The organism is Maridesulfovibrio frigidus DSM 17176 (assembly GCF_000711735.1).
In the GTDB taxonomy this organism is placed as follows: domain Bacteria; phylum Desulfobacterota; class Desulfovibrionia; order Desulfovibrionales; family Desulfovibrionaceae; genus Maridesulfovibrio; species Maridesulfovibrio frigidus.
On sequence record NZ_JONL01000016.1, the window covers coordinates 1 to 13,480 of the forward strand.

General features: G+C 41.7%; 11 protein-coding genes. 7 read left to right on the top strand and 4 right to left on the bottom strand.

The genetic code is table 11. The features are described from left to right. Window positions 1–348: 348 nt before the first annotated feature. Window positions 349–4,263 (bottom strand): hypothetical protein, encoded by a 3,915-nt coding sequence (locus BR06_RS0118945; RefSeq protein WP_031485891.1) that lies wholly within the window; start codon window positions 4,261–4,263, stop codon window positions 349–351. 184 nt (window positions 4,264–4,447) lie between these two features. After that, the gene (locus tag BR06_RS0118950) at window positions 4,448–5,692 is read right to left on the bottom strand and encodes a phosphatidylserine decarboxylase (protein WP_031485893.1); all 1,245 of its coding nucleotides are present in this window, start codon (window positions 5,690–5,692) and stop codon (window positions 4,448–4,450) included. 254 nt (window positions 5,693–5,946) lie between these two features. Here BR06_RS0118950 and BR06_RS20440 point away from each other — a divergent pair, with 254 nt between their 5' ends. The 4 genes from BR06_RS20440 to rhuM (BR06_RS20855) all read left to right on the top strand — a co-directional run bounded on the left by BR06_RS20440 (window position 5,947) and on the right by rhuM (BR06_RS20855) (window position 7,770). Further along, window positions 5,947–6,099 (top strand): hypothetical protein, encoded by a 153-nt coding sequence (locus BR06_RS20440; RefSeq protein ID WP_156952754.1) that lies wholly within the window; start codon window positions 5,947–5,949, stop codon window positions 6,097–6,099. A gap of 88 nt (window positions 6,100–6,187) precedes the next feature. Next, window positions 6,188–6,808: a Fic family protein gene (locus BR06_RS0118960; RefSeq protein ID WP_034603237.1), complete on the top strand. Its 621-nt coding sequence runs from the start codon at window positions 6,188–6,190 to the stop codon at window positions 6,806–6,808. A gap of 33 nt (window positions 6,809–6,841) precedes the next feature. Further along, window positions 6,842–7,465 carry a RhuM family protein gene (gene rhuM, locus BR06_RS20850; protein ID WP_211252494.1) on the top strand — a complete coding sequence of 208 codons (624 nt, stop codon included), beginning with the start codon at window positions 6,842–6,844 and terminating at the stop codon, window positions 7,463–7,465. Window positions 7,466–7,530: 65 nt separating this feature from the next. After that, a complete protein-coding gene (gene rhuM / locus BR06_RS20855; RefSeq protein WP_268870804.1) occupies window positions 7,531–7,770 on the top strand; it encodes a RhuM family protein in 240 nt (79 codons plus the stop codon). 379 nt (window positions 7,771–8,149) lie between these two features. Here the strand turns inward: rhuM (BR06_RS20855) and BR06_RS19485 are convergent, their stop codons facing one another. After that, the gene (locus BR06_RS19485; RefSeq protein WP_031485898.1) at window positions 8,150–9,040 is read right to left on the bottom strand and encodes a LysR family transcriptional regulator; all 891 of its coding nucleotides are present in this window, start codon (window positions 9,038–9,040) and stop codon (window positions 8,150–8,152) included. A 195-nt stretch (window positions 9,041–9,235) separates the two neighbouring features. Here BR06_RS19485 and BR06_RS0118975 point away from each other — a divergent pair, with 195 nt between their 5' ends. From BR06_RS0118975 to BR06_RS0118985, 3 genes are all read left to right on the top strand, one after another. Next, a complete protein-coding gene (locus tag BR06_RS0118975) occupies window positions 9,236–10,492 on the top strand; it encodes a M24 family metallopeptidase (RefSeq protein ID WP_031485900.1) in 1,257 nt (418 codons plus the stop codon). Between the two features lie 13 nt (window positions 10,493–10,505). After that, window positions 10,506–11,864, top strand: a complete 1,359-nt coding sequence (locus BR06_RS0118980) for a radical SAM protein (protein WP_031485902.1) — start codon at window positions 10,506–10,508, stop codon at window positions 11,862–11,864. A gap of 66 nt (window positions 11,865–11,930) precedes the next feature. Then, a complete protein-coding gene (locus BR06_RS0118985) occupies window positions 11,931–12,779 on the top strand; it encodes a glycine betaine ABC transporter substrate-binding protein (RefSeq protein WP_031485904.1) in 849 nt (282 codons plus the stop codon). A gap of 289 nt (window positions 12,780–13,068) precedes the next feature. Here BR06_RS0118985 and BR06_RS0118995 read toward each other — a convergent pair whose 3' ends face one another. Continuing rightward, entirely contained in the window at window positions 13,069–13,257 is a 189-nt protein-coding gene (locus BR06_RS0118995; protein WP_156952755.1) for a hypothetical protein, read from the bottom strand. Window positions 13,258–13,480: the final 223 nt, after the last annotated feature.

The window sequence follows — 13,480 nt, forward strand, 5'->3', positions numbered from 1 at the left end:
GTTGGCGAAGTTCATGGCCCCGTAAAAACACAGTTCGGTTACCACCTGCTGATCATCGATAGCCGCGAAGACTAAACAACTCTTCACCGCTATAATAAAGCCCCGACTAAGTAGGTATGCCCCCCCCATCAGGTGGACAAGGTAAGAAAGCCCCTCTAGGCTACTAACCTTAAACTTGATGGGGGAGGTAATCCCCCATCAAATTGAAGGTTCTGAAAAGTAGGATTTTCTCGTACCCTAAACGCAGGATATTTTACATGGAGCTCTCACAACAAGCGATCTACTTCTAGATATATGGGTAAGGATTGAACTGTAACTACAAAATTGGGGAGACATAACAATTACGTTCTAAAATTTATCATATTTTTTAAAACGCCTATTTATGAAAGCAAATACAGGAATGAATGCAATAAGCATCCACTCTAGACCCAAACTAGCGGCAGGATTCATAACGCAACCAGTAGAAGAACCTTCACTTACGGGATTTGATGGTGTTGGCGGTGTTGGCAGAACAGTGTAAGAACCAAGCACAACAGGGTCTTCAATGATACCGGGATTTGATATCGCAGCATCGTATGGTCCCTCATCCTTAATACTAAAATTTACAGTATAAGCTTTATTGACCACTAAAGAGTCACTAGCTTGCATAACAGCACCAGCGGGATTAACTATCCAGTAATCTCCGTCTGTCTTACCTGCTGGTTTTGAGTAAGTGATGTTATAACTAACATTGGCCTTATCTCCCGGATATAACTTAGTAAGAACTAAGTCTTTCACAGCCATTTTTTCTGTAGGAATTACAGAAAAGGCAAAGTTGTGTATACTACCAGTAACTATTTTTCCAGGAGCTGTTTTAAAGATCTGCGGAGCGGATATAAGAACAGCGTCAACTGGAGTTTTATAGGTTTCAGCCAGCGATTTAGCGGTTGCGCTGGGATCAGAACTGGCCGATTCAAGAAGTCCTTCGACCTCGCCCACGCCTCCGTCAACGTCTGAATCTGTGCCACCGTCAGCAAAGAAAGTTACTGACACGAAGCCTTCATGTCCTCCAGCCACGGCAAAATTTTTATCAAGAGAACTAGTGATAGCTTTTATGTCGGAATTGGTATCGGTTCCGGCAAGCAAAGAAGTCCATGCGTTTGCAGTAATGGCTGCCTGATAAACCCTGCCATTTGTTGCTCCTACTAAAAGGGTATCCTCTGTACCTGAAGCACATAAAGGTGCTTCAGGTACAGATTTAAGCATAGTACACTTGGTACCATCATATTCAAAGACGGCTTTAGGGTTACTGCAAGTAATAATAATTCTTGTGGGACTAAGCACAGTGATAGAAGTGAACTTGCTAATAGCTTCTTGATCTGGAAGAATATCTATCAACTTTAAATTCCACTTATCACCTTCACCTGATTGCTTCAGCACTTGTAATTGAATATTTGTATACTCATTAGCACTAACCCCCTCAGGGCTATCAGCTGTAGTCTCTTCCCCATCAAAAGATATAGAATTCCCATCTTCATCAATTTCAGTCATCGACACATATTCGCTCACTTTATCAGAGTCATCAGATTTAATGGTATATATAGTGTTTCCATCAGCGGAGATAGCAAGGCACTTAGTATTTGATACAGTCACCATTTCACCATCTGAATATTTCTGATTAACTGCTGAAGACCCGTCTCCGGTGATAGCCTGTAGCATGTTAGTCTTACTATCAATAGCGTATACCCCTTTTGTACGAGGCATAGCGGCTATCTGCGTGTATATATTATTTTCATCAGTATTGCTTGTGTCATATTTTATAATTTCACCTGACGAACTCCTTATGCCTATTGTTCCATTATGCAGGATAAAAACATTTTCACCCGAGCCTACTATCTGTAAAATATCAGCGTCAGCTTTATTTTTATCGATGCTCTCAGAAATAACAATTTGGTTACCCCATGTGATGCCGGTTCCTTTTGCATCCACTATTCCCTTACGGAGCAAGCCTTTTTCTCCACCAGCATACACACTTCCATCAGTATCAGTATAAAGAGCATTTATATCTTGAAGTTTTTTTTGGTAACCTATTTTGGTGAAATGTCTGGATTCGGTTCGATATATATAATTCTTAGTTTCACCATCTTCTGTTGCTTTGCCTGTGACCATGGCGCAATTGTCTTGGCAAGAGATTGCCAGAGGATTTTGAGGCGCGCTGTAACAGCTATCTGGTACCCCCACAAGGTTTCTCCATGTTCCAGCAGTAGGATTTTCAGGCGTAGCTCCAGAATAATTCCAAACATGAGGAGAGGTACAGCCATCAATTACAAATAGGTTATTAATTTCTCCAGTTATCCAATTTACATTATTTGTCATGGTATGGCTCATGGTCGTTTCGTGAGAACCAAACCCAATATCAATCGGAACCATTTTATCCTTGATATTAGCAGGATTTTTACCGACCATACCTATGTCATTAATATATTTAATAGGTCCGCCATTAGAAATTATGAATAAGCCCTTGTATGATCCATAAAGTCTGGGAGAATTAGGAATGGCACTCTGTTCTAAACTTATTAACCGGCAACCACTCTCTTTTTTTGGATTTATTTCAATAACATAATTGCCGTCATATTTCACATCCCTAGCTACAACAAATAGCGACCTGTCTTCCGTTGCTTCATCGTTAGCTCTACTACCTGTCAAAGTATAAAGTCCGTTCTCTGTTGCAGCCATGCTGGAATAAGGGGCACTAGTTCCTACAGGCTTAGTGGATCCCCACTCAGAGCTTGTGCTCATTATGTCACCTTCAGAACCTAATAAAAAACTACGCCATGTAGGTCTCGCGGCTATATCTGCATATATATCCGCAGCAACCCATGCCGAGATGAGGATTTTCCACTGCTTATTTTTAGAATAAAATCGTATACTTGTTTTCTCAACATCATCAGTTGTTAGGGTAGAGTAATTAGAATTCAGCAAACGCTGTTTGGGTTTTTTTGTAATCTCGACATGTTTTCTGTACTTTTTCCAAGTATCTCCGTTATCCCAGCTATAGTATGGATGATAGTCGGCTCCGATAAGGTAGTATCTCCCTTTTTCACTATTATCCCCCAACAGGGTTGAACTAGCTTCACTGCAACCTGCAATACGTTCCCAATAACTAATGTTAGATTCTAAGAATGTGCCATATTCACCCACAGCAATAACTGTCGGGCCACCTCCCCCAACAACGGCAAGCAAATTTGCTGTACTCGTGGAACTGAGACTATGATTGATTGTGCCAACGACACTTCCCAATTCATAAATAGCTCCCGCCCTACCCACGGCGTATCCGACAGCATCTTCAAAATTATAAGTTACAGCTGTAAAAGAGGCAGAGTTTGTGCCGGTGAATAGTGTAGCTGTCTCGGCACCATCATCACTAAAAACAGCCTGTCCTTCATTACCGACAGCAAGAATAGAGTCCGTGCTATGACCGGTCGGTCTTCCACAAACTAAACCTGTGATGTCGGTGATATTAGGTATTTTCTTAGCAAGAATGGTGAGGGCGGCATGTTCGCTGGTGACGCTTTCCAAATCGATAGTTGCACAGTTGGTTTTTGCAGTAGTTTCATCACTATCGGGATCAAATTCATTACCGCCGATATACAATTTTTTATCCCCGCAACCAATGCTGGTGGGGGTAAAATCAGTGAGGCTGGAGGAATCAGAAGTAAAACTCACTTCTGAAACAGTGTATTCTAAAAGTTTATTTTCTAAGATAGAGATATAAAAAAGTTTTGCTTTGTTTGTGAGTATATATAGTCGCCTAGGTATATTAATACTTTTAGCGGTCGTAAACGAAGGAGTGGCGAGCACATCAATCACGTTCTCATCATCTGCAAGATCAATGTGAGAATCTACAGTTTTATCTCCAATGAGAGAGATCTTAGTAAATGTCCCTGAAACGGCAGCATCAGAAGACATATAGCCATCAACAGTGACAGCATGAAATGCATTGTAATCAGTGCCAGTCGGATTAGTCACAACATCCACAGCAGCATAGTCAGCCCCCACGGGGGATGCTACAATCTCGAACGAGCTATCTTCTGCAGCTAGGTTCTTATTGAAATATATCTTTCCTTCTGTTCCAACAACTACGGCTTTAACGCTTGAAATAGCAGCCGCTGTAAGCTTCACACGCTCCGTTACAGGAGAAGCCTGATTCCAACTGGCAAAAACGTTTACAGCTAAAAAGGTAAATATAACGCTTAGCAAGACCACTTTAGAAAATTTTTCCATAATCCCTATTAACCTTTATAACTAAATATGACTTCCATACCGTTAAACCGCTATCGTGATATTTACAGGAAAAGACAAAGATCAAAGTTACAAATTGGGGACCATAGGTGAAATAATTGAAAAAGGACCAGAAACAATATTGTTTCTGGTCCTGCATACTCTATTTATTTTTAATTTCTATACACTATTTATTGGAGCTGGTATCAAATATACCGATTTGGTTCCCTAAACGAACCTTAATCGCATCGGAGCTATATTTTCCAGGTTCAAAAACCAAAATGACCAGAGACCCTCCATAAAGGAAATGTCCTAATTCATCACCGCGTTTGATCGTAACCGGACCGTCCGCATTGAGAAACTTGTCTTCGAACACAACTGACCCAACAGTGCTGAGCCCTACCGGAATAACTCCAACCAGACCGTACTTTCCGGTATCGATGATAAAATAACCACGCGCATAGCTTTCAAAAGCACCGAAACTTGCTCCGGGAGCCCCTACATTGCCATCAGCTGGAGCGAATTTAACAAACTCTTCCATACCAACCAATGCGCCATCTACAAGGCGGGTTTCAATAACCGAACCGCCGACTGGAGCATGGTAATAATGGTAAGTATTAGGCATCAGAACACAAGACAGAGCCGTGCCACCTACAAACTTCTTCCAATACTGTGATCCTTCCAACAGCTCTTTAATATTCAGTTCCTGAGTACCTTTGGTCCTAAACTTAGTGGTTCCATCTACAATTTTTGCAGGAATGGAATTCACAGTGGCATCAGTCGGTGAAGAAATTATATAATCCCGGTCCGGCATAGTCTGCGGACGGACCTCATTGATATCTTTAAACTTACGAGAAAAAAAGTCATTGTAAGATTTAAACCCGCCATCAGCGGCTGTAGGATCAGGCAGGACATATTCTTCTTTTTCAATGCGGGGATCAGCAAGCCATTCGGCTACTTTTTTTGTTGACCCCCTACTTGATAGAAATTCACCGCGTTCAGTCGCAAAACGGTTAAAGATCTCAACTCCCGGAGAAGTTTGGAAAGCCACCCGCCCAAATGGATTTTTATACGCAAACAAATCCATCTGTTCGATATATTTAAGTGCGTTATCCTCACTACCTTTTACTTCCGGTAGAAATGAACTCCACTCTACAAAAAATGTAATCAGGTCAGCAAAAGATTTTCCGATCCAAGGATTTCCGCCTTTCCTGTATCCTTCCGGAACGGGCTGCATATTTTTGAATGCTTCATCAATATGCACCTTAAAGACCTTATCATTATTGTACGCATCAATTAGATTTGTAATCGAACCTTTACATGGACAATCGTCAGGAATGGACATTTTTGCGGCTGCAGTAGATATTGTTGAAGTGGAAAGTAAAACCATAAATAAAAAGACTGATGTAAGTATACGGAAACTGTTTTTCATAGCTCACGCCCTCAGGATAAAAGTTGAATTCAGCCTTAATAAGGCAAAAGTACACTACGGAAGGGATTGCAGTTATCACAACAGGACATACAATAATAGACATTTTTACCAGCTAGGCCCAGTTTCTTTCTCTTACATTTATTTATCTGGCGGCACTATCTTTCCTTCAACACACCACCTTTTATTTAATTTTCTCTCCGAGAAAAAAACTACAATCAAACATCGTTAACGCTTAAACTTACGGCACAAAAAGTATGATTCCTAATCAATACGACATACCTTCAAGCTATATAATTCCTGATGCTGCCGAAGTAACAGCCAGCCTTGCGGAAAACGATAGGCTGCAACAGATAATTGATGGTACACGCCCTCTAGAAGGTGATTTGTGGGGATATAATCTAGTTTAAGATAAAAGCGGACTGGACATATAATATAAACGCCATTGAAGGTAGTACGCTCACCCCGAGTGAAACACTTTTCTTCCTGCGTGAGGGATTGACTGTAAAAGGTAAGCCACTCAAAGACTTTCTTGATGCGCGTAACCACTCAGAAGCAATTGATGCACTTAAAGATACCATCAAAGATGAAAGGCCGCTTACGGTCGGACTGATGAAAGAAATTAATGCCCTGATTTTAAATGGAGTGAACTACACGGCGGCCCAAACTCCAGAAGGTAAACAGATCAAAAAAGAAGCCCTTGCCGAGCAATACAAAGTTCATCCAAACCATGTTTTAACTCCAAATGGTGAGATTCATACCTATGTTGAACCGGAACAAGTTTCCTCAGAAATGGATTTCCTCTTTGACTGGATCACTGACCAAGACCAAAAGCAGACACACCCGCTAATTACGGCTTCAATCGCTCATTATAATTTCGTACGCATCCACCCTTTTGAAGATGGCAACGGACGCGGTGCAAGGCTTCTGATGAACCTAATCCTTATGAAAAAAGGCTATCTTCCTGCTGTTATCAACAATGAAAACCGACAGGAATACATCGAAGGCTTACAAGAAGCCGATAAAGGCGAGCTAGGGCAATTTTGTATTTTAGTTTCTCAGTCTTTGCAAGATACACAAGAATCAATTGTCAAGATTCTGAAAGAAAACGCCAAATAAATTAGCACAGCCGCTAACCATCAGATACAAAATATGCCCAAATCACTACAAATTAGAAATAGCACCGCAGAATTCCTGATCTTCACCGCACAGGCTGGAGAAGGCAGCATTGAAGTACGCTTTGAAGAGGAGTCTATCTGGCTCAGTCAAAAGCTTATGGCTCAGCTGTTTGATGTGGATGTACGCACTATCAGCGAACACTTGAAAAACATCTTTAAAAGTCAGGAATTAGAAGAAGATTCAGTTATCCGGAAATTCCGGAATACTGCTTCTGATGGCAAGAGCTACAACACAAATTTCTATAACCTCGATGCCATCATTTCGGTCGGCTATCGGGTTAATTCTGTCCGCGCCAACCATTTTAGACAATGGGCTACGCAGGTTTTGCGTGAGTTTGCTATCAAAGGCTATGTGCTGGATAACAAACGGCTGGAGAATGGCAGCTACTTGGGTGAAGACTATTTTGACCGTTTGCTCGAAGAGATGCGGGACATACGGCTTAGTGAGCGCAGATTTTACCAGAAGATTACCGATATTTACACAACCTGCGTTGATTACAATAAGGACTCCCCTACCACTAAGGTGTTTTTTGCCAAGGTTCAGAACAAGCTCCATTTTGCCATTCACGGCCATACATCCGCTGAGTTGGTAATATAACGGGCTGACAGCGACGAAAAGCATATGGGCTGACCTCATGGGCCAAGAGTCCAGACGGTAAGGTTATTAAAAGTGATGTTGCGGTCGCCAAGAATTACCTGAACAAAGAAGAAATGGACGGCGTTGCCCGTATCGTAAATCTATATTTGGAACTTGCTGAATCCAGAGCCAAGCGCAATATCCCCATGACAATGGAAGACTGGGCCAAACGCTTAGACCTATTCCTAGACTTCGAAGATCGGGATATTCTGCAAGGCAGTGGTAAAGTAACCGCGCTAGATGCCAAGCTTCACGCTGAATCATAATTTGAGAAATACCGTATTGTTCAGGATAGACTTTTTGTATCCGATTTTGATCGGTTGGTGGGTGATGTTTATAAAGATAAACGATAACTGGTACTATGCCCTCCTCCAACATTTTGCCAACATTCTGCTCAAGAATTCCACGCTCTTTTAGATCTTTGATACCTCGAAGGGCCGCATCTGTGGAACACTTTGCCAGCTTGGCGTATATACACTGTTCTTTGCCCATTCTCATTATATCTCAACATTCTCTGAAGAACCTATCTGAATCAAAGAAAATTGGCAGAATAACTAAGGTGAGGAATATTTACTTGTTTTGATTACGGAATAAACCAAAGAAAGTGCTAACAGCCCGATTGATCTTGTCAAATTTCATAGAAACTTACTGCCTGAATTGATGTTGACCTAATTGTTTAAGCAACCACTGACCTGCTTTTCCAAATTTTTTATTTGTGTTCCTGATTAGATAAAGAGGTGAAGCATGCTCTCTCAACTCAAGTTCCAATGACAACGGTACAATTCCCCTGTCAGACATCAGATTCTTAGACATGCATGTTGGAAAAAAAGCCCATCCCATTCCGTTTTGCACCAGAGAGGCACAGGTGCTGTAGCTGTCCACAAGCCAGTTTTTTGGGCTAAAGTGAGTTACTTCAGTGTCTTTATTTTCTCCTCTGCTAGTAACAACAAGCTGTCGTTCTGCTGCAAGGTCGTTAACAGTAACGTCTTCTTTTTGGGCTATCGGATGGCTAGCCGAAGCTGCAGCCTGAAACGGAACATATGAAAGCAGTCGATATGTTTCGGTGTGTTGGGGGATTCCGACACTGATTAAAAGGCCTATATCAGCATCTCCTGCAGCCACGTATCTCTCCACGTCGTTGAATACTCCCGATTGTAAATCCAGCTCTGTAAATGGAAATTTTCTTTCAAATTCAATTAGAACAGTTTCGATAAATCCAGAGTACAGAGCCTCATCCAACGCAAGACGGATATGAGTGTCCTCCTGAGCACAAAATGATATCGCTCGATCCTTTAGTCGTTCCCCACTTTTGAGAACTCCTTTGGCCTCCAGTAAAAGAGCTTTTCCCTCATCTGTCAGCTTAAGATATTTGCGACTGCGATCAAAAAGTTGCACTCCAAGGTCTATTTCAAGATTAGAAACTGCTGTACTGACCCCGGACTGAGCCTTGCTCAGTAGGCGACCCGCAGCAGAAAAGGAACCTGTCTCCGCTGCTGTAATGAAACATTGGAGATGCATAAAATTAAATGAAATCAAAACTTATCCCCATTTATTATATTTTTTTTATTGTTACTAACTTAACGTAATAAGGAGTCTTAGTCTATCACCTATCTGCTTATAAGATAGATTCTAGTTTGGTTTTGTATGGTAAGAGAGATACGTTGATCGTGTTTCGAGGTTCTAGAAATAAATTTATCTCAATTAAAATAAAACTAAAATGGAACTAAAAATATGAACTTGATGGAATGGCACACACAAGATGAAAGCATGAAATGGCCGGATCTTATCGATCTGGCTCCTGAGAGCGTGGGTATAGATCTCAAAGCGGTTCGTATGTATCGCTTAGCTCGAGTAAGAGAGCAGATGAAGAAGTACAATTTGAATGTTCTTATTTTATCTGATGCAGTTAATATCCGCTACGCCACAGGAGCTCGGAACATGCAGGTGTTTTGCTCTCGTAATTCACCTTCACGTTATTTGGTTCTTACTAAAGATCGAAGTATCCTCTTTGAATTCACTGGATGTTTACACCTACCTGACGGCCTTGAAACAATAGATGAAGTTCGACCTTCCGAAACTGCAAGTTTTGTCGCAGCCGGACCAGCGATAAAAGAGCGTGAGGTTGAATGGACCAGAAAAATGATATCGCTCATGAATGAGTTGGTCGGTTCTGATATTCGAGTCGGCATTGAAAGAATGAATGCCGGAGTTGCCATCGAATTGGCAAAACAGGGTATTCCGGTTGCGGATGCACAGGAACCTGTTGAAATGGCTCGTTGCATCAAATCCAATGAAGAAATCAAATGTATGATTGCATCTCTTCAGGCGACAGAGCAGGCCACAGGGAAAATGCGTGAAGCCATTCGACCAGGAATCACCGAAAATCAGCTCTGGTCTGTTTTACATCAGGAAATCATCGCTCTTAATGGTGATTATGTTGAGACAAGACTCCTCAGTTCAGGTAATCGCACAAACCCTTGGTTTCAAGAATCAGCCAATAAAGTTATCGGCAAAAATGAACTGATCGGTTTTGATACAGATGTTGTGGGGTGTCATGGATATTATTCTGATTTTTCACGGACCTTCCACTCCGGGCCGGATAAACCCACTGAAGAGCAGCGCACCTTGTATAAGGTCGCTTACGAACAGATTCAGCACAATATCGGGATTATCAAGCCAGGTATGACATTTAGAGAATATGCTGACAACGCTTGGGATATTCCGGAAAAATATCATTCCAACCGTTATTACCTTTCAGCTCACGGAGTCGGCATGTCCGGAGAATATCCGTATCTGTATCATCGAGCAGATTTTCCTGATGCGGGTTACGACGGGGTAATCAAACCTAACATGACGCTTTGTGTAGAATCCTACATTGGTGAAAAAGGTGGGCGTGAAGGCGTGAAGCTTGAAGAGCAGCTGCTTGTCACGGAAGCCGGCACCAAACTTCTTACTCACTACCCTTTTGAAGAAGAACTGCTGAAGTAATAAGGACTGCACTATGGACTATAACAGCCTATCAACAGAATCCTTTGAAACGGACAGTTTTCGCATCACCCTGAATAAGCGTGGGGAAAACGGTTATGTTAAGCAAAGAAGTCCGGTCGTATACGGGATCTATTCGGAAATTGAGACTGAATCCTCACTACTTCAGTTTAATTTGAATAATGAAATATTCCGGGCTGAAGGGCGTGATAAAGACTGGGCTAGTGATCTTGAGTACCTTAAAAGGACGATCGGTAACGATTGGGTATATTATTCCACGGGAGGATATGCCGGTTCGTGGGAAACCTTGACTGATGCTTCATTTCCGTCTCCGGTCTCATTCAGGGTTCCTGAACCTTATAGTGAAGTTTATAAAACCACCGGGGAGTATTATCTTCCCAATCTTCAGTATGATTCGAATGCCATTATCGGAGGTAGTCCTTTCGAGTCCTCAGCAGTCAAGCGGATTGTTGATAACTGGTACGAAGAATTAAGCGAAATCCGGCGTGTATCGGAAAAATTACCTTCGCAATTTCGAGATTTCCTTACTTCGGTAATAGAAAATTCTCCAGAACAACTGGGAAAGAAAGCTGGTGAGTTATTTACCACATGCGGCGGACGTATGTCGGTTCTTCCACCGGACTCCCGTCATGTTGATTATGGTATTATTCCGGTCAACATTTCCAGAGGATGCCTTTATAAATGCCGATTCTGCACAGTAAAGAACAGCTCTGTGTTTTCATCATTTTCAAAGGATAGAATTACAGACCAGCTTGATGAACTGGCAACATCTTTTGGAGAAAATCTCATCAATTACAACTCAATTTTTCTCGGTGAGCATGATGCCCTGAATGCGGAAGATGAGATTATACTGTTTGCCATTACTCAGGCCTTAAAACGTTTGAAACTGGACAGCTCATACATGCATGGGAGGAATGTTTTTCTTTTTGGAAGTGTTTCGGCACTGATGAAAAAAGATGAGGACTTTTTCAATAAACTCAATAACTGCGGGTTGAATGTTTTTATTAATTTAGGCCTTGAGTCAACAGATCAGAAAACCCTTGATTACATAGGCAAGCCTTTAAAAAGTTCTCAGGTTATTGAATGTTTTGAGCTAATGCAGTTACTGAATAGCAGGTTCGAGCATATTGAATGTACGGCCAATTTTTTGTTCGACGAAAAATTGCCTGCTGGACATATACCGGCATTTCTTGACTTGGTGGGTGGCACAACCGGAACCCCACAAAACAAAGGGACTGTATATTTGTCTCCACTTTGCCTTACACGTCCTTCCGCAAGGACTCTTTATGAGTTCAAGCAGCTTAAAACATTCAGCAATTATCCAACTTATTTGTACCTGATACAACGCGCTTAAACACCAATGGCGGGTGTGCCGCTGATATATTTAATATTTGTCAATCTTAACGAGGAGAAAATTATCATGAAATTTAAGGGAATCGTTGTCCTTTTTATTGCTTTTGTTCTTATGTCATTTTGTGTCGGTTCTGCGATGGCTGAAAAGACGCCAATACGTTTCGGTGTGAACAACTGGGCTGAAAACGTAGCAGTTTCCAATATGTGGAAATTGCTTCTTGAAAAACGGGGCTATGAAATAGAACTGGTGGATGTGGGGAAAGCCATTATGTACGCTGGCGTTGCTTCCAAAAATCTGGATCTAGGAATCGAAGTGTGGCTCCCCAATTCTGATAAGCCCATGGTAGATCGTTATGGAAAGGATTTCGATATCCAGAGTGCGTGGTACAAGGGTGCCAAGCTCGGGTTGGTGGTGCCGGCCTACGTAAATATCGATTCCCTCGATCAACTTGCGGGCAAGGCTGACATTTTTGGCGATGACATATTTGGTATTGGTTCCGGGTCTAGTCTCAATGAGATGACTCGTACCGCCATTAAGAAGTATGGACTGGAAGATTACGAATTTATGGAAAGTTCCGAACCTGCCATGCTGGGTGCTCTCAAAATGGCTTACGATAAAAAGAAGCCTGTTGTGGTCACTCTCTGGAATCCGCATTACATATTTTCAGAGTACAAACTGAAGTATTTGAAGGACCCCAAGAATGTTTATGGTGACGGAGATGATATATTCTTCATAACCAGAAAAGGTTTTGCCGACAGCTATGGCGACGTTCTGAAATGGATGAACAACTGGATCATGGATGATAAATCGCTTGGCGAACTTATTGGAACAATCGAGAAAAATGGAGACCCCGCTGAAGGAGCCTCAATCTGGATCGAAAAGAATCAGAAACTGGTTAATTCATGGTTTAAATAGAAACAATTTTAGACTATCGACTAACCCCGTCTTTTTTTAAGGCGGGGTTTACTCTTTTAATAATTTTATGAAATTTATTAATCTAGGACCCAAATCCCTCATGCAATATTCTTCTCAAGAATCCCACGCTCTTTTAAATCTTTGATATCACGAAGATCCGTATCTGTGGAGCACTTGGCCAGCTTGGCATATTTAGATGTATTCATTAGCCATTGAACTCTTCATCAAGCATTCTGCTCAGAATATAATGCTAAGCTTCACGCTGAATCCGAATTTGAGAAATACCGCATCATTCAGGATAGGCTTTTTGTGTCTGACTTTGATCGGTTGGTGGGTGATGTTGATAAAGACAACCGATAACTGGTACTCCGCCTGTAACTCTCTCAATTCGACGTGCGCACGTTGGTTGAATTCGCGGACCGGATTGATCTGGAAGGTATGTATGCAGTATTTCACATTGCAGTCCTTGCGTATTCATGCAAGGTCATTTTTTGCGACGCATTAAATCGCAGTGGCAAGACTACAAGGTTAATTAAAATTTTTATATTAAAACTTACAGGAGTACGTACATGACAAAAGCATCTGCACGCCATCTTTTGGTTAGTGATGAAGATACCTGTCTGGACCTGAAAAAACAAATTCAGGACGGCGCAGACTTTGGTGAACTGGCAAAAAAACACTCCAGCTGTCCTTCCGGTCAG